Source organism: Stenotrophomonas sp. YAU14D1_LEIMI4_1, from assembly GCF_003086815.1.
Classification (GTDB): domain Bacteria; phylum Pseudomonadota; class Gammaproteobacteria; order Xanthomonadales; family Xanthomonadaceae; genus Stenotrophomonas.
Map to the genome: position 1 here is coordinate 2,560,683 of NZ_CP025997.1, position 13,095 is coordinate 2,573,777.

At 64.8% G+C, this 13,095-nt stretch carries 26 protein-coding genes and 1 tRNA gene; 12 read left to right on the top strand and 15 right to left on the bottom strand.

The genetic code is table 11. From position 1 onward, the window contains the following. Nucleotides 1–3: 3 nt before the first annotated feature. On the bottom strand, nt 4–378 hold the full coding sequence (locus tag C1932_RS11960) for a hypothetical protein (protein ID WP_108762326.1): 375 nt from the start codon (nt 376–378) through the stop codon (nt 4–6). A 179-nt stretch (nt 379–557) separates the two neighbouring features. On the opposite strand from C1932_RS11960, the gene C1932_RS11965 reads away from it, so the two are divergent. Then, a complete protein-coding gene (locus C1932_RS11965; RefSeq protein ID WP_108762327.1) occupies nt 558–1,043 on the top strand; it encodes a hypothetical protein in 486 nt (161 codons plus the stop codon). A gap of 96 nt (nt 1,044–1,139) precedes the next feature. Here the strand turns inward: C1932_RS11965 and C1932_RS11970 are convergent, their stop codons facing one another. The 8 genes from C1932_RS11970 to C1932_RS19930 all read right to left on the bottom strand — a co-directional run bounded on the left by C1932_RS11970 (nt 1,140) and on the right by C1932_RS19930 (nt 4,856). Beyond that, the gene (locus C1932_RS11970) at nt 1,140–1,280 is read right to left on the bottom strand and encodes a hypothetical protein (RefSeq protein WP_159094545.1); all 141 of its coding nucleotides are present in this window, start codon (nt 1,278–1,280) and stop codon (nt 1,140–1,142) included. 59 nt (nt 1,281–1,339) lie between these two features. Next, nucleotides 1,340–1,705 (bottom strand): Ref family recombination enhancement nuclease, encoded by a 366-nt coding sequence (locus C1932_RS11975; protein WP_108762329.1) that lies wholly within the window; start codon nt 1,703–1,705, stop codon nt 1,340–1,342. Then, nucleotides 1,705–1,899, bottom strand: a complete 195-nt coding sequence (locus C1932_RS11980) for a hypothetical protein (protein WP_108762330.1) — start codon at nt 1,897–1,899, stop codon at nt 1,705–1,707. The genes C1932_RS11975 and C1932_RS11980 overlap by 1 nt, the downstream gene beginning before the upstream one ends. Then, entirely contained in the window at nt 1,896–2,567 is a 672-nt protein-coding gene (locus tag C1932_RS11985) for a hypothetical protein (RefSeq protein ID WP_108762331.1), read from the bottom strand. The genes C1932_RS11980 and C1932_RS11985 overlap by 4 nt, the downstream gene beginning before the upstream one ends. Next, the gene (locus tag C1932_RS11990; protein WP_108762332.1) at nt 2,557–3,453 is read right to left on the bottom strand and encodes a helix-turn-helix domain-containing protein; all 897 of its coding nucleotides are present in this window, start codon (nt 3,451–3,453) and stop codon (nt 2,557–2,559) included. Before C1932_RS11990 ends, C1932_RS11985 begins: the two co-directional genes overlap by 11 nt. A 1-nt stretch (nt 3,454) precedes the next feature. Further along, a complete protein-coding gene (locus tag C1932_RS11995; RefSeq protein WP_108762333.1) occupies nt 3,455–3,766 on the bottom strand; it encodes a winged helix-turn-helix domain-containing protein in 312 nt (103 codons plus the stop codon). Next, a complete protein-coding gene (locus tag C1932_RS12000) occupies nt 3,763–4,293 on the bottom strand; it encodes a phage regulatory CII family protein (protein ID WP_108762334.1) in 531 nt (176 codons plus the stop codon). The genes C1932_RS11995 and C1932_RS12000 overlap by 4 nt, the downstream gene beginning before the upstream one ends. 110 nt (nt 4,294–4,403) lie before the next feature. Then, the gene (locus C1932_RS19930) at nt 4,404–4,856 is read right to left on the bottom strand and encodes a hypothetical protein (RefSeq protein WP_199911961.1); all 453 of its coding nucleotides are present in this window, start codon (nt 4,854–4,856) and stop codon (nt 4,404–4,406) included. A 73-nt stretch (nt 4,857–4,929) separates the two neighbouring features. On the opposite strand from C1932_RS19930, the gene C1932_RS12010 reads away from it, so the two are divergent. Then, on the top strand, nt 4,930–5,610 hold the full coding sequence (locus C1932_RS12010; protein ID WP_108762335.1) for a S24 family peptidase: 681 nt from the start codon (nt 4,930–4,932) through the stop codon (nt 5,608–5,610). Nucleotides 5,611–5,677: 67 nt separating this feature from the next. Here C1932_RS12010 and C1932_RS20130 read toward each other — a convergent pair whose 3' ends face one another. From C1932_RS20130 to C1932_RS12025, 3 genes are all read right to left on the bottom strand, one after another. After that, nucleotides 5,678–5,947 (bottom strand): type II toxin-antitoxin system HicA family toxin, encoded by a 270-nt coding sequence (locus tag C1932_RS20130; protein ID WP_108762336.1) that lies wholly within the window; start codon nt 5,945–5,947, stop codon nt 5,678–5,680. 3 nt (nt 5,948–5,950) lie between these two features. After that, on the bottom strand, nt 5,951–6,307 hold the full coding sequence (locus C1932_RS12020) for a type II toxin-antitoxin system HicB family antitoxin (RefSeq protein ID WP_108762337.1): 357 nt from the start codon (nt 6,305–6,307) through the stop codon (nt 5,951–5,953). A gap of 752 nt (nt 6,308–7,059) precedes the next feature. After that, a complete protein-coding gene (locus tag C1932_RS12025; RefSeq protein ID WP_108762338.1) occupies nt 7,060–7,326 on the bottom strand; it encodes a hypothetical protein in 267 nt (88 codons plus the stop codon). Between the two features lie 171 nt (nt 7,327–7,497). On the opposite strand from C1932_RS12025, the gene C1932_RS12030 reads away from it, so the two are divergent. The 6 genes from C1932_RS12030 (at nt 7,498) to C1932_RS12055 (ending at nt 9,556) form a co-directional block, all read left to right on the top strand. Further along, nucleotides 7,498–7,725, top strand: a complete 228-nt coding sequence (locus C1932_RS12030; protein ID WP_108762339.1) for a hypothetical protein — start codon at nt 7,498–7,500, stop codon at nt 7,723–7,725. Continuing rightward, nucleotides 7,722–7,946, top strand: coding sequence for a hypothetical protein (locus C1932_RS12035; RefSeq protein ID WP_108762340.1), 225 nt, complete (start codon nt 7,722–7,724; stop codon nt 7,944–7,946). The genes C1932_RS12030 and C1932_RS12035 overlap by 4 nt, the downstream gene beginning before the upstream one ends. Further along, the gene (locus C1932_RS12040; protein WP_108762341.1) at nt 7,946–8,188 is read left to right on the top strand and encodes a hypothetical protein; all 243 of its coding nucleotides are present in this window, start codon (nt 7,946–7,948) and stop codon (nt 8,186–8,188) included. Before C1932_RS12035 ends, C1932_RS12040 begins: the two co-directional genes overlap by 1 nt. An 82-nt stretch (nt 8,189–8,270) precedes the next feature. Next, the gene (locus C1932_RS12045) at nt 8,271–8,654 is read left to right on the top strand and encodes a hypothetical protein (RefSeq protein ID WP_108762342.1); all 384 of its coding nucleotides are present in this window, start codon (nt 8,271–8,273) and stop codon (nt 8,652–8,654) included. Nucleotides 8,655–8,657: 3 nt separating this feature from the next. Continuing rightward, nucleotides 8,658–8,870 (top strand): hypothetical protein, encoded by a 213-nt coding sequence (locus C1932_RS12050; RefSeq protein ID WP_108762343.1) that lies wholly within the window; start codon nt 8,658–8,660, stop codon nt 8,868–8,870. Further along, a complete protein-coding gene (locus C1932_RS12055; protein WP_108762344.1) occupies nt 8,867–9,556 on the top strand; it encodes a hypothetical protein in 690 nt (229 codons plus the stop codon). The genes C1932_RS12050 and C1932_RS12055 overlap by 4 nt, the downstream gene beginning before the upstream one ends. A 25-nt stretch (nt 9,557–9,581) precedes the next feature. Here C1932_RS12055 and C1932_RS19845 read toward each other — a convergent pair whose 3' ends face one another. Next, complete coding sequence (locus tag C1932_RS19845) at nt 9,582–9,956, bottom strand: hypothetical protein (protein WP_159094546.1); 375 nt, start codon at nt 9,954–9,956, stop codon at nt 9,582–9,584. Between C1932_RS19845 and C1932_RS12060 the strand changes: the two genes are divergently transcribed. The 4 genes from C1932_RS12060 to C1932_RS12075 are packed head-to-tail and all read left to right on the top strand — an operon-like array spanning nt 9,937 to nt 11,735. Continuing rightward, the gene (locus C1932_RS12060) at nt 9,937–10,650 is read left to right on the top strand and encodes a hypothetical protein (protein ID WP_108762345.1); all 714 of its coding nucleotides are present in this window, start codon (nt 9,937–9,939) and stop codon (nt 10,648–10,650) included. The two genes, C1932_RS19845 and C1932_RS12060, sit on opposite strands and share 20 nt — an antisense overlap. Further along, nucleotides 10,647–11,237, top strand: coding sequence for a hypothetical protein (locus C1932_RS12065; protein ID WP_108762346.1), 591 nt, complete (start codon nt 10,647–10,649; stop codon nt 11,235–11,237). The genes C1932_RS12060 and C1932_RS12065 overlap by 4 nt, the downstream gene beginning before the upstream one ends. After that, entirely contained in the window at nt 11,234–11,545 is a 312-nt protein-coding gene (locus tag C1932_RS12070) for a hypothetical protein (RefSeq protein WP_108762347.1), read from the top strand. The genes C1932_RS12065 and C1932_RS12070 overlap by 4 nt, the downstream gene beginning before the upstream one ends. After that, nucleotides 11,532–11,735 (top strand): AlpA family phage regulatory protein, encoded by a 204-nt coding sequence (locus tag C1932_RS12075; protein ID WP_074724826.1) that lies wholly within the window; start codon nt 11,532–11,534, stop codon nt 11,733–11,735. The genes C1932_RS12070 and C1932_RS12075 overlap by 14 nt, the downstream gene beginning before the upstream one ends. Nucleotides 11,736–11,812: 77 nt before the next feature. Here the strand turns inward: C1932_RS12075 and C1932_RS12080 are convergent. Together C1932_RS12080 and C1932_RS12085 are read right to left on the bottom strand one after the other, a co-directional pair. Continuing rightward, nucleotides 11,813–11,902 (bottom strand) — tRNA-Ser (locus tag C1932_RS12080). Between the two features lie 102 nt (nt 11,903–12,004). Further along, nucleotides 12,005–12,997, bottom strand: coding sequence for a LysR family transcriptional regulator (locus C1932_RS12085; protein ID WP_079222336.1), 993 nt, complete (start codon nt 12,995–12,997; stop codon nt 12,005–12,007). Nucleotides 12,998–13,095 lie beyond the last annotated feature (98 nt).

Consider the following 13,095-nt stretch of genomic DNA (forward strand, 5'->3'; position numbering starts at 1 on the left):
GACCTACCTGCCCGGCTCGGGCCCACCCGTGATGCGGATCACAACCTGGCCACCCGGCCGGCGTTCATCGTGGACGAAAGGCCGCGACAGGAAGCGTCCGTCGTCTATCCCCAGGATCTGCGCGATGCCGTCCCTATAGGGCTTGCAGCGGCCGACCATGTTGTCGTCGTCCGGCAGTTTCTTGCCCGGCGCCTGGTAGCAATCGATCCAGAGATACAAACGGCCGGCGGGCAGCTGCATGCCCTTCCAGCCCGCGTTGTACGCAAGCATCGCGGCCGTCCGGCGGGCATTGGCCGTTGCCTCAGCCTTCCGCCACCGGTTCACGCGGGCATTCGGCGACAGGTCCTTGCTCGGCCACGGCAGGATTAGCTCCTTCATGTAGTCTCCCCGTTGCCTAGCATCTCTAGGAGATCGGCGTCGCTGCCGAATTCCCTGTGGAAAGGCTTGCTGCCATCCATGAAGGCAGTTCCGTAAAAGGCCCTCCCTTTTCGGTGGGCGCCCGCCTTCCGATAGCATTGGGAGAGCCAGCCAGCGCAATCACTACCGGAGACGGCCACATGGCAGAACTGCTTGATCGCGGCTTTCAGCGAGAAATTCTTCAGTGCGCGGCGGCCACGTACCCCGCAGCAGCGGACATGCAACCCTTTCGCGGTGATGACCGCAGGCTGCGAGTGAACATTGCCTACCTGCACGAACACGGCCTGATCCATGGCGTCTACCCTGGCAATCACGGCCGAAGGGCATCTCCCATTGGGGCGGTCATTACCGCAAAGGGAATCGATTTCCTTGCCGACGACGGTGGCCTGTCCGCGATTCTTGGAGTGATTACGATCAAGCTTCATGAGGACACCTTGAAGTCTCTAATCGCGTCGAAAATTCAGGAATCAGAGATCCCGCAGGCTGAAAAGAAGCGATACCTTGATCAGCTCCGAGAGCTGCCGGGCGAGACGACCAAACACCTGGCTTTGAAGCTTGTGGATGCTGGCCTTGAGAACTGGCACAAAGCACTGCCACTGCTTCAAAACATTCTTTTCCCGACATAACCCGCCGGAGCGCAACGCTGGTTGCAGCAGTCACCCGCGCGGCCGGTTCTTCACTGCGCCCCCAGACGGTTTCGTGCTCAGCCGTTGCCAGCTCGATCATGCTGCCTGCTCCCAGCTGGCCGCCAGGCGCTGCACCACCCCGCCCTGCGCTACGAACTCGTCCACCGTCATTGCCGGACCCGTGGCGGACCGCGCGGCCTTCACCCGCTTGGGTCGGGAAACGGTGTTGTGATCCATCCGCCGCTCGCGCGGGGTGCGCTGGGGGTTGGTCGTCGGCGCTAGGGCCTTCCGGTTTTTCATGCTGCTGCCCTCAGTTCGTTGATGTAGGTCTGCTGGTCAATCAGCTCGTCGTCTGAGCCGAATGCGTCATGGAACTTCTTGGACCAATGCAGGGGCGGCCCCCATCGGTCCACCATCTGCTGCTGGGTCATCCATTCGCGGCGGTAGCGCTGGTGATGCCATTGGCACAGCGCGTACCCGTAGAAGTGGCCGCGCCGGATGTTTCCCGACTTGGCGTGGTTGTATTCGCAGCCGTAGACCACGTAGCGCTGCGCCATCAGGCCCTGCGAGTACCGCACCAGACAGGCCATGCAGGGGCCGGTCTTCGCCAGCTCGATCCGGGCCGCTTCTTCCTTGGTCGGCGGCGGGGCTTTCGACCACATCAGCGCAGCTCCGGCACGGGGCCGGCATAGCGGGTGATCGGGATCTGGCGCATGCCGTCGCGCCACACGGTCATCCCACGGGTCGCGTACAGCACCAGCGGCTTGATCCCGTAGCCATAGGCCAGATACCAGCCGGCCTCGGCTACCGGCTCCGACGCCGGCCGCACTTCCAGTTCGACGTGGTCCTGCCTCATGCCGCGGCGTCCTGAGCGGAACCGAACAGCTCGGCGATCTCTGCAAGCCGCTTCCGGGTGCGCTCGTTCGCTTCCGGGCTGGCCTCCACTCGGCCGGCCAGCAGCGCCAGCGGGTTGAACGCGGGCGTGGGCGCCGGCAGTGCCAAGTGCTCGGCCACCTGCTGATGCGCAAGGCGACCGGCGTCGACCGCCAGCTGCAGCGCTGCGGCCCGGGCGCTGGCATCGTGACCCAGCGACGGCTGGTAGACGGCGCAGCCACCCACAGCGCGCGCGCACTTCACCAACCGGGCATACACCTCCAGGAACGCCTGCCGGGCTGCGATCTTGTCGCCCTCCTCGACCAGCGGCAGCGCCGCCGTCCATGCGTCCCGGGTCTGCTCGGTCCACACCAGGGTCACCGCCTCGTCAGTAGCGCGGATGGCCACGGCCCACGCTTCGTTCGGGGCCGGATGGCCGTCGTCGATGCGCTCCATGATCGCGGCCAGGCTCAGCCGGCCCTTTACCTCGCGGCGGCACGCGGTCAGCGCCTCGGCCAGCACGCGCAGGGGGTACGTCGCCAGGTCGGTGACCATGTACGCCGCAGCGGTCGGACGGATCTGCTCGCCCATCACCTCGGCCGTGGCCACCAGCATTTCGACCAGCGTGTCCTGCTCGGCATCACTGAGCATCGGCGTTCCCCTTCAAACGGCGCAGCAGCGCCTTGGCGTCGTTGGCCGCGTTGGCATTGGCCTGCGTCTGATCCTGCTGGTGGGCGCTGGTGTCGGTCACCTGCCGCCCCGTCGCCCACTGCGTGCGGTACGCCTCGGCGCCGGCCAGCAGAACGCCAAGGTCGTGCATGCGCTTCACGGCGTAATGCTCGTTGACGCTCAGGAACCAGCCGGCCACCAGCGGCGCCTCTTCGCGGCCCAGCCGTTTCACCAGATCCCGAACGTTGGTGTTGACCTTCGCGTTGCGGACGGGGTCCACACCGTGGCGGATGCGGTAGGCAGCCCGGTAGGCGGACCACGTCGCCTTGCAGGCCAGCTGCATCTGCTCTTCCTGCTCCGCCTTCGTCAGCGGCGCGGCCGACAGGCCCGCCGGAGATGACGGTTCTTCTGACGGTTCATTGGTGGTTATATGACGGTTAGGCGGCACGGGGCGCACCTCCAGACCTGCGCCCGGTGCATCCCCTCCTGCAGCGGGCGCATCCCCACCTGCAGCGGGCGCACCCCCTGCATGGGGCGCAGCGCCTGCGCCCGGTGCAGCACCCGATTTACCAGCCTTGCGAGCGCCCTTCGACGGTGCAGCGTCCTTGTCGAACTTGGCCGGGGTGACGTTGTAGACCGTGCTGCTGTTGAACCTGCGGTCGCGGGTCAGCAGGCCAACGACCTCCAGATGATCCATGGCGGTGCGCACAGCGCGCGGGGACATGCAGCAGCGCGCTGCGATGGTGCCAACTGCCGGCCAGCACACGCCGTCGTCGTTCGCCTGGTCGGCCAGCGAGATCAGCACCGCCTTCTGCGTGACGCTCAGGCCCTGCAGCGGCCAGCACTGCGACATGATGATGGTCGACATGTCAGAGCCCCAGCGACAGGTTTTCGCCCGGGGCTACCGGGAACCACGTGCAGGCGCTCTTGCCCGTCGTGGCACACGGCGCTGCAGGGCCGCGCCAGATCTTCCCTTGGCGGGCCAGCTCCGGCAGGCGACGGCCGAGCATGTGGCGGTCAAGGCCAGTCAGCGCGGCCAGATGCAGGCTGCTCTGCCCAGGGTGGCGATGCACTGCCGCTGCAGCGCGCGTCTGCTGGTCCAGCAGCTTGCCGGTGGAGATAAGCTCCGCCGCAGCCGCGTGGCTGCTGTTGGGATCGTTGGAACGGGCCAGATGGCTCATCGCACCGCCCTCCCCTTCGCCGCAGCGCGCGCCACGTTGCGCTCCAGGCGGTTGGCCATCGTGCGCAGCGCGCGGATCTCCGCGATCATCTGCTCGGCTTCGGCGTTCGTGATGGTCGAATCAGCGATCGCGTCCACGGCCGTGCCGGACAACTTCCCCACGCGGCTGGTGATCTCCAGCAGCTTCATCTGGATGGCGCCGATCTCGTCGGACCAGCCGCCCTCCGGCGCCGGCGGCACCACGTCGGCGGCCATGCCGAAGCGGGCCACCAGCGATTGCAGCCAGACCAGCGCGCGCTCACTGCCGCCGGTCTGCTCCTGCATCCACTCGGTCAGCAGCTCCGCGATCTGGAGCGTCACCGATTCACCCTCCAGCCCGCGCAGCTTGGCGCGCAGCGTTTCCGGGTGCATCGACTTGCCCCGGCGCTGGGCCAGGAAGGCAGCTGCGGCTTCAACGCCGCCCGGCGTCTCGCGCACGGAGTTGTAGAGGGCATCGAGCCAATTGAGGGGTGAGGTGCGGCAGGTCATCGGGTCACCTTGGGAGGTACGGCATTTCAGGGTTTCGGGCTGGGCCCGGGCGGCGCACGATGGGCGCCATGGACAGAGACAACTCAGGGACGACGGCCAGGGATGGCCTTTCAGGCGGTATCGACCGGGCCAATGCGGTCCGCGTCGGGGTCGTCGTTGATCCGGGTGGCCGGGGCGTCCTGCTCGGTATGCCCCAGCAGCTTCATTACCTGCGGCAATGCCGGAACCATGTCTTCGTCAGCCCAGCCGCTGACCTGCTCCACCGGCAGGCCCAGCACCTTCGCCAGGTGCTTGTCGTTGCTCAGGCCCAACCGGGCGCGCAGCGAGCGCTTGTTCATGCGGCTGTCCACCAGCGCGCGGGTTTCGGCGACCACTTGGCTTCGCGCCGGGCCAGCTGCGCCGAACGCGTCGGGCCTCAGCAGTTCCAGGAACTGCCGTCGCGCGGGCGGAATGCCTGTCGCGCGCCACTCGCTCACGGACGGCGGCTTGATCCGACAGAGGCGGGCCACCTCGGTGGTTCCACCCAGGCGATCGATGATCTCGGAAGCGGTAAGGTTGTCCATATCGGCAAGATTAGGACTAGCTAATGACCCAGTCAATAGCCAGTCCTAACTCAAATGCAGTTAGCCTTTCCTAATGACTACTCTTGCCGAACGTTTGGCGGCTGCCATCGCGCACGCCCAGATCACTAAAGCCGAGCTCGCCAGGCGGGTAGGAATCTCCGCACCCAGCGTCAATGGATGGTTCAGCGGCAAATCAAAGTTCCTGCGCGGGGAGAACCTGCTCGCCGCGGCTAAGGCCCTAGGCGTAGACCAGACCTGGCTGGCCACGGGCAAGGGGCAGATGCTCTCCGGCGCTGAGCCCGTCGAGTGGGTCGCTCCCTCTGAGACGCCTCCGGGCTATGTTCGCTTCGACTTGTTTGAAGGGGGCGCAGGAATGGGTGTAGGGATCGTCAACCAGGACTACCCCGAGGTAGTAAAGACCATCGAGGTGGCAGAGTGGGAGGTCCGCCGGAAGCTCGGCTACCTGCCCCAGCCTGGCAGGATCCAGATCATCACCGGTCGAGGCCCGTCCATGCGGCCCAAGCTGGAAGACGGCGACATTGTCTGGATCGACACCAGCTGCGACTACTTCGACGGCGACGATTACTACCTCATCAACGTCGGTGGCGAGACGCAGATCAAGATGCTGCAGAAACGCGGCGACGGTCTCTACGTCGTAAGCGTCAACACCGACTTCCCTGCCTACCGTCCGGATCCTGGCGACATGAGCATCCTGGGAAAGGCGTTGATCCACGCAGGTCTGCGGAAGTTCTAAGTGGCGAAGAAACTACCCTAGCGTCCCAAGTTGGGACAACGAAAAAGCCCCGCCTGAGCGGGGCTCTTCACTTGATGAGCTTGAGATCACGCATCTGATCTTCAGACCATCCGATATCGCTCAGAAGAGCTTGGAGCATCTTCGGCCCGTATGTCTTGTGAGGATGGTAGTGAATCGACACGCGCGGACGTGGTTTGATCGTCGCGTCCGGATGGACATAGATGCGCATGGACCCCCCATCCATGTCGCACAGCCATCCGTCTTTCTTTAGGGCACGCTCTAAGTCATCAGCGGTGAGGGACTTGAGCTGCTTCCATACAGGCCCTGGATATCCCATTTATCAGCACGTCGCCAAAGCGCCCTCACGAGTGGGGAGAGTGACCTCTTCGATGTACTTCTTTTTCCTTTTGGAGCCAAGGACCTGCTCCTTCACCTGTTCCTTCAAAAGCGTCCAGGCCATCGCGAGATCGCTCGAATGCTCCCGATCAAGGGTGATCAAGCCGACTGGCATCGGCTCGTTGTGCTTCGCAAGTGACATGAAGTAGTAAGAGATCCCTTCATGAAGACCCTTCGCAGCCTCTTCCGCAGTTGAGCCGCAAGCATGCACGCCCTTCAGGTCAGGAGCGTACGCATGAAACAAGTCTCCATCTCGCTCTATGACTCCACGAACTTGGATCTTGATTTCACGAATAGACATGTGAATTTCCTCAGTAGCTCTTCAATGAGCAAACAAAAGACCGCCTATCTAGGCGGCCGCGAAGTCCAGAGTAGCCTCGGCTACGCGACCTCTGGCGTAATCTTAGGGTTTCACTTCCGCGAAAACAACAACTTGTTGGTTGACACAAAACTGGCAGTCATGTTTGGTCGCGTTCCGTGAAACCTGTCACACCAACTCTACCCTCGTAAACACTGTCGGCCTTTGGCCGTAAAACTTTAGTGAAGCCAATAGCGCCAATGCTTTTCGGTGTCTCGCATCCCGTCCGAGAACTCGGGGAAGGCCCGTCGGCCCACTAGTTCCACGATGATCTTTAAGCATTCAGTTTGCGCAGATCGTCCATCGATCGGTTGCTGAACAGCGCGCTATTCGGCGCCCGGTCCAGATTCGGCGCGCGAAGCTGAAATCTCGTTCATCTTCGCGCTGGGGATGTCCAGCCCTCACCAATGAGGGCAGAAGCCCTTCCGTTTAACGTTAAACGTGGACGGTCAGCACCCCACGAAGCCGGCCTTTGCGCCGGACGTGAACTCGGCAGTATCACTGGATAGTGGCGTGTCAGCAGGTGCTGCCACTGGCTACCAATCCACGGCTCCAGCGTGCGGCCTGGCCGTGCACCTTTGGGGGAAAGTTCCCTTCTACGGGCACCCATGCAGACTCGCTGCTGGGATAGCCGCCCAGATCCGTTCATAAAAATATTAGCCGGCGGCGATTCCAGCAGCTGCTTTTGGCCCTCCTCAGGGCCGATCAGCCTGCCTGACGGCGGCACGGATGGTCGCCAATGCGCCCTGTGGCTCATCCCCTTCCGTCTGCGGCGCCACGTGGCCAGGTGCGGGGGGCGTTCGGGCCTCTGCAATAGCGTTGGCCCTGCGCAGCTCCGCAAGAATGTCCTGCAGCAGCGGCTTGATCCCGAAGATTGCGAATGGAACGAAGATCCACAACACGGTGAGGACCAGGCCCAACAGCCCTAGGAACAGCGTCACCCCCGTAAAAGCCCACTCCATGGCAGATCCCCTCCTGTAGTTTTGACGCGGCACCGTAGCATGCGCCGCGCGGACGAGTCCCGAGTTCAGAAATTTATTAGCCACTCCTATTGACTCCTAGATTAGCCACTCCTAATCTACGGTCGTCGCCCAACGCAGCCCCATCCCGGGGCCGGGCGCAGGAGATCACACATGGCCAGCCTGTCCCTCGGCGCCTTCAAAGACCTGACCCCTTCCGCCGCGCCGATGCCCGACCAGGGCGTCATCACCATCACCGTTGGCTGTTCCCGCATCCACGTCGATGCGGCAGAGGCCGACCAACTGGCTCGTGAGTTGATGCGCGCCGCCCAGGCGCTGCGCATCGGCGGCACTACCGCCAAGCAGTACACCGACGCCCTGAGCGGCAAGGGGGCCGCATGAGCGCCGTCGCCATCTTGGTGGGCCCGCAGCAGCGCGGCCGCGCCGTAGCCGACGCCGTCCGCCTCGCCGCACTGCGCATCGGTCACCGCCCGGCCTTCGCCAACACCGTCGCCGACCTGGCACGGCTCGACTTCCTGCGCGGCGGCAGTGCCGCTGCTGCCATCAGCCGCATGAAGAAGTCGCTGCGCCGTGAACCGCAGCGCGCGTGGAGCCAGGCCTAATGCGCCACCTCGCCCTGCCCTTCTACTGCGCCGTGATCGTCGGCCTCCTGATGGCGCTGCTTGCGCGCGCCATCTACACCGGCGCCGATTCCTTCGTCCTCGTCTGCCTATTCGGCATCGCCTACTTCGGCGGGTCTGGCATCCGGGACACCCGCCGCTGCTGGCCGGCCTTCCGCGCCGAGATGCAGCGCAAGAGCGCCGCCCGTCGCCGTCCGGCCCTGCCGGCTGACGACACGCACTGAGCAACCGCCCGGCCGGCGCAACCGGCCTCCCACGCCGGCGGGACTTCCACACAGCCGGCAACCTATTCCTCAGAGATCCGCCATGACCGATTCCGTCGTTGTCGATTTCCAGCATGAACCCGAGTTCGCCAAGAAGGAAAACGGCGAGCTGCCCCGCATCGAACTGATCCGCGAGCAGGTCGCCGGCTTCGTCTCCGGCTACACGACCGCCAAAGGCAACCGGCCTCCGCGCATCGTCGTCCAGACCACAGACCTCAAGCATTGCGTGCGCCGGATCCTGGCACGCATGCAGAAGCCCCACCGCGACAAGGCGAAGGCCGAGTGGCAGGAGAGGCGTAAGGCCGGCTCCACGCAGCCCTGGCGTGAAGCCAAGCCGGAGCCAATCCCCGGCGCAACCCTCACCTGGGGCGAAATCCCCATCGAAGGCATGGGTTACAGCCGCCATCGCGCCGTCGACAAGCACTGATCCATGGCCAAGCCGGTCCAGATGGACATTTTCGATGACGACCCAGCGCGCGAGGCAGCCGCCTGGCGCGTGCAGGCGGAAGAGTCGCTGAGGCACTTCCAGTTCTCCGAATCGATCCGCCTGGAACGGCACGCCTACTACCTCGGCATGGCCGAACAACTCGAAGTCAGGGCGCGCGGCGCGCGCTCCACCAACAGCAAGGACATCCAGGCATGAGCAACGACAAGAGGTCCACCGGCCACAATCTGGACACCAGCGAAGGCGCCCGCGCCTACGTTGCCGAGTACTTTGCCAACCAAGTGGGCCGCCACGACTTCCGCGCCTACATCACCACGCGTCTGGCTGCCGACTTCGCCTGCGCGCTGGCAACGCACCTCGCCGCCCAGCCCTTCCCGGCCGGTCAGGTGGATGCGATGCAGCAGCGCGATGCCGCGCGCTATCGCTGGCTGCGCGACTTCATCGACCAGAGCCCGCAGGCTATTGAGCATCTGGCCTGCTCGGATGGTGACCTGATCGATGACGTGATCGACGCCGCGATGGGGGCTGCCGCCCTCGCCGCCCCGCCCGCGCAGGCCGTGGACCTTCCTTACTCGCTCAATGCCGATCCGGCAGGCATCCGCGCCCGCGTGTGCGACGTTATCGCCGGCACGTTGATGGTCGGCGCGCAGGGCCACACGCCGCCGCCGGCCGGTCATTGGGCGGAGCCGTTCTGGAACGCAGCCCGTGCTGATGCGGCGGCGCAGGCCGTGGACCTGGGGCAGTTCCGCGAATGCGTTGAGCTGATGGAATGGCAGGAGCGCGGCCACGCAAATCCCGAATGGCCGACCGGCAGCCCTGAGAAGCATGCCGAGGCGCTACGCCTGCTGGCGCTTATCGATAGCCAGGTGGTACGGAATGTCTAAAACAAGCCGCGCCCCGCGCTCACTCCTACGGCTTCACCGAATCGAGTCGGCGATCGATCTCTTGTTTTGCCGATTTCTCAGCGTCATCCATAGCAAGCTGAATAGTGTCGAGTTTGTCGAGACAGCGAGTGCCAGCAGTAGGTGCTCCGCCGATTCGATAAATACCTTGGTACTTCCCGTCGTCAGGCCCGCCAATTACCGAAACCAGAGCAGCGGTAACCGAGTACTTAGCCCCGCGATAGACATCGCCCCAGCCTACGTTCGGAACTTCCTTGTAGCTCATCGCATTCTCACAATCGCTTTGAAGAAACCAAGAGTAGCGGACCGATTCCGCCATATCTATCGCTCTGCTGGATATCGGGTGCAGGAAGGCGAAGGCAATGGCTAAGCTGCTGCCCATCCTCGTTGCCTGCGAGTACAGCGACACCGTGGCGTCGGCGTTCCGCGCCTTCGGCTTCGATGTCTACTCGTGCGACCTGCGCCCCACCGAGGGCGATCCGCGCTGGCACATCCAGGAAGATGTGCGGAACCACCTTCAAGCCGGCCGCTGGCTGGCGATGGTGGCCCATCCCTATTGCACCTACAACACGCTGGCGGGCATTCGCTGGATGTACCACCCGGATGACACGGCGCTGGCGCAGCCTGACCGCCGCCGGCATCCAAAGTACCCCAACCGCATGCGTGACTTCTTGGAGGGCGCACTGCTGTTCGCCGACCTGATGGCCGCACCGGTGGAATTCATCGCGGCAGAGAACTCGAAGCCACACGGCTTGGCGATGAGCGTGTTGGGGCGGCCGACGCAGACCGTTCAGCCCTACGACTTCGGCAACCCCTTTACGAAGGCGGCAACGCTCTGGCTGAGGAATCTGCCGGCATTGGTGCCCAGCCACACGAAGGCGCAGGTGATCGAGCAGCACGGGAAGATCGAGGCCCGATGCCACCTGATGCCGCCCGGCGCGGATCGTGAAAAGGAACGCTCGCGCTTCGACCCCGCCATCGCTGCGGCAATGGCGCAGCAGTGGGGTAGCCACATCCTCAGCGCCAAGAGTGCCACCCGTATCTCTGTACCACTGCAACTGGAGCATGCCGCTTGAACGCCGCCACCTACCCAGCCACCCCTGCGGCCGCCGTTGCAGCCAGCCAAGCATCGTCGCCCGTTGCCGCGGTCATCGCCACCATGCGCAGGCTGGGCGCCGCTGGCGCGCCCGTGTCGGCCGACCAGGTCCGCGAATGGGGCGACACGCTGCTGCAGCAGCTGTACTCCCAGCCGCCCGTGCGCTGGGAGTACCGCAACCAAGGCGACTCCGCCCCTGGCTGCTGGATCACTGCCACCCCTGAGCACGTCTACCACGCCGCAAAGCGCGGCTGGATCGTGCGCGCCTTGTGGGAGGCCCCGCGCGTGCAGAAGCCCGACCTTGACCACTACTTCAAGGACGGCACCTGTACCAAGTGCGGCGATCCTCAGGACTGGGCCGGCCCCGACTGCGTGCCGCTGGTGAAAGCTGCGGACCCGCGCGCCACGCTCCCTTTCGACCCCCGATGGCTACTTGAGCCGCTGCGGTGGCTGCGCGACGCCCGCCCCGGCGGGCTCAACCGCTACGACCGCGAGTACCGCGCCAGACAGGCCGCTTTCCTGATCGAGAAGTTGGAAGCCCAATATCCGGAGTGCAAGAAGCCATGACCCAGAAGCAGATCAGCCATCCCGAAGGCCTGCCGAACTGCGCCGCCGGGCACCGCGCGCGCCACATCCATGACGAGCGCCGCCCGAGCGCCGGCGGTGGCCACCTGGTCGAGTGCGCATGCCGGGCGACCAGCAAGAGCGAGAACCCCGACACGGCGCTGGCCGAGTGGCGCCGGATCAACCGGCCCGCGCGCAGCACGCGCCCGGTGCCGGCGCCGGCAACCGCCGACAACGTGGTGCAGTTCAAGCTCGGCCTGGCAGACTCCACTCAGCTACAGCGCACGGGAGGCAATCATGGGCGCCGCTGAACGGCTGGAAGAGCTGCTGTCGCTCGACCGCGTCCGGCAGATGACCGGAATGGGCACTACCTTCATCTACGGCGAGATCAAAGCTGGGCGGTTCCCTCGCTCGATCCGCATCGGCCGTCGTGCACTGTGGATACAATCCGAGGTGCAGGGTTGGGTTCGGCAGCAGATCGCGCAGAATCGACCGCTGTAGGTGGATGGGTAGCTGGGCGGGTAGCAATAGCTGAGACAACAAAAAAGCCCCTATTTCTAGGGGCTTTTTAAGAATTCTGGCGGAGAGAGTGGGATTCGAACCCACGGAAGGTTTAACCCTTCGCCGGTTTTCAAGACCGGTGCCTTAAACCGCTCGGCCATCTCTCCGTATCGGCCCAGCCTGCTGGCCGGGCACGCATTCTCGCACGGCCGGGCGATTTGCCCAAGACCGGCGTAACGCCGGGCGTGACCCAGCGCTATCGGCAGACTTCAGCCCGCATCCACGGCCAGGGCGCCCAGGGCGCTGGCCTTGATCTTCTCCTTGGCCTTCTCGCACGCGCCACCACAATCCAGGCGCGAGGCCTCCAGCTGCGGCGGCAAGTGTTCGGCCAGGAAGTCGATGAACACGCGCACTGCCGGCAGCAGGCCGCGGCGCGAGGCAAACACGGCATGGCACACGCCCTGCGGCAGCGACCAGTCCGGCAGCACCACTTCCAGTTCACCGTTGCGCACGGCTTCGGCGCACACGGTTTCGGGCAGCATGGTGATGCCGAAGCCGTCCTTCACCATGCTCTGCAGCAGCGGGAAGTCGAAGCCGGCCACGCGCGGCTGCAGGTCCACCCGGCGCACTTCGCCTTCCGGGCCATGCAGTTCCCAGCGCTGGCGCGCCTCGTCTTCGCTGATGCTGAGGGTGACGTGCTGGGTCAGCTCTTCCGGGTCCTTCGGGCGGCCGGCGCGGTCCAGGTACTTCGGGCTGGCTACCAGCAGTTCCTGTACCTGGCCGAAGCTCCGCATGACCAGGCTGCCATCGTCGTCCAGGCGCGAACGCACGCGCAGGGCCACGTCGTAGCCTTCATTGATGATGTCCACGCGGCGGTTGCTGATGTTCAGCTGCAGGCGCACCTTCGGGTACTGCTCCAGGAACTTGGGCAGGAGCTTGGGCAGCTGCATCTGCGCCAACGAGACGGGCACGCTGGCGCGCACCACGCCGCGCGGCTCGGCACTCAGGCGGTCCACCACTTCGCGCGCGGCCTGGGCCTCGGCCAGCATGGTCTGCGCGTGGCGGTGCACGCTTGTGCCGACGTCGGTGACCGCGAACCGGCGCGTGGAACGCTGCAGCAGGCGCACGCCCAGGTCGGTTTCCAGCTGGCTGATACGGCGGCTCAGGCGCGATTTGGGAATACCCAGGGCGCGCTCGGCGGCGGCGAAACCGCCGTGGTCCACGACCATGGCGAAGTAGTACAGGTCATTCAGGTCATGCATACCCGAGTTCCATATCTAGAACAATTCGTGGCATTGAACCACCTTTATCCCGCCCATGCAACAACCTATCGTTCTCTCCGTCGGCGGCGAACCCGCCC

Bases quoted from the DNA above. Each gene is read 5' to 3' on its own strand.
- C1932_RS12070 (WP_108762347.1), top strand. From the start codon at position 11,234: ATGACCCAGAAGCAGATCAGCCATCCCGAAGGCCTGCCGAACTGCGCC.
- C1932_RS11995 (WP_108762333.1), bottom strand. From the start codon at position 3,766: ATGAGCCATCTGGCCCGTTCCAACGATCCCAACAGCAGCCACGCGGCT.
- C1932_RS12075 (WP_074724826.1), top strand. From the start codon at position 11,532: ATGGGCGCCGCTGAACGGCTGGAAGAGCTGCTGTCGCTCGACCGCGTC.
- C1932_RS12055 (WP_108762344.1), top strand. From the start codon at position 8,867: ATGAGCAACGACAAGAGGTCCACCGGCCACAATCTGGACACCAGCGAA.
- C1932_RS19845 (WP_159094546.1), bottom strand. From the start codon at position 9,956: ATGGGCAGCAGCTTAGCCATTGCCTTCGCCTTCCTGCACCCGATATCC.
- C1932_RS19930 (WP_199911961.1), bottom strand. From the start codon at position 4,856: ATGGACAACCTTACCGCTTCCGAGATCATCGATCGCCTGGGTGGAACC.
- C1932_RS11960 (WP_108762326.1), bottom strand. From the start codon at position 378: ATGAAGGAGCTAATCCTGCCGTGGCCGAGCAAGGACCTGTCGCCGAAT.
- C1932_RS12020 (WP_108762337.1), bottom strand. From the start codon at position 6,307: ATGTCTATTCGTGAAATCAAGATCCAAGTTCGTGGAGTCATAGAGCGA.
- C1932_RS11970 (WP_159094545.1), bottom strand. From the start codon at position 1,280: ATGGATCACAACACCGTTTCCCGACCCAAGCGGGTGAAGGCCGCGCGG.
- C1932_RS12085 (WP_079222336.1), bottom strand. From the start codon at position 12,997: ATGCATGACCTGAATGACCTGTACTACTTCGCCATGGTCGTGGACCAC.
- C1932_RS11990 (WP_108762332.1), bottom strand. From the start codon at position 3,453: ATGTCGACCATCATCATGTCGCAGTGCTGGCCGCTGCAGGGCCTGAGC.
- C1932_RS12035 (WP_108762340.1), top strand. From the start codon at position 7,722: ATGAGCGCCGTCGCCATCTTGGTGGGCCCGCAGCAGCGCGGCCGCGCC.
- C1932_RS11985 (WP_108762331.1), bottom strand. From the start codon at position 2,567: ATGCTCAGTGATGCCGAGCAGGACACGCTGGTCGAAATGCTGGTGGCC.
- C1932_RS12040 (WP_108762341.1), top strand. From the start codon at position 7,946: ATGCGCCACCTCGCCCTGCCCTTCTACTGCGCCGTGATCGTCGGCCTC.
- C1932_RS12000 (WP_108762334.1), bottom strand. From the start codon at position 4,293: ATGACCTGCCGCACCTCACCCCTCAATTGGCTCGATGCCCTCTACAAC.
- C1932_RS12010 (WP_108762335.1), top strand. From the start codon at position 4,930: ATGACTACTCTTGCCGAACGTTTGGCGGCTGCCATCGCGCACGCCCAG.
- C1932_RS11975 (WP_108762329.1), bottom strand. From the start codon at position 1,705: ATGTGGTCGAAAGCCCCGCCGCCGACCAAGGAAGAAGCGGCCCGGATC.
- C1932_RS11965 (WP_108762327.1), top strand. From the start codon at position 558: ATGGCAGAACTGCTTGATCGCGGCTTTCAGCGAGAAATTCTTCAGTGC.
- C1932_RS12030 (WP_108762339.1), top strand. From the start codon at position 7,498: ATGGCCAGCCTGTCCCTCGGCGCCTTCAAAGACCTGACCCCTTCCGCC.
- C1932_RS20130 (WP_108762336.1), bottom strand. From the start codon at position 5,947: ATGGGATATCCAGGGCCTGTATGGAAGCAGCTCAAGTCCCTCACCGCT.
- C1932_RS12060 (WP_108762345.1), top strand. From the start codon at position 9,937: ATGGCTAAGCTGCTGCCCATCCTCGTTGCCTGCGAGTACAGCGACACC.
- C1932_RS11980 (WP_108762330.1), bottom strand. From the start codon at position 1,899: ATGAGGCAGGACCACGTCGAACTGGAAGTGCGGCCGGCGTCGGAGCCG.
- C1932_RS12045 (WP_108762342.1), top strand. From the start codon at position 8,271: ATGACCGATTCCGTCGTTGTCGATTTCCAGCATGAACCCGAGTTCGCC.
- C1932_RS12050 (WP_108762343.1), top strand. From the start codon at position 8,658: ATGGCCAAGCCGGTCCAGATGGACATTTTCGATGACGACCCAGCGCGC.
- C1932_RS12025 (WP_108762338.1), bottom strand. From the start codon at position 7,326: ATGGAGTGGGCTTTTACGGGGGTGACGCTGTTCCTAGGGCTGTTGGGC.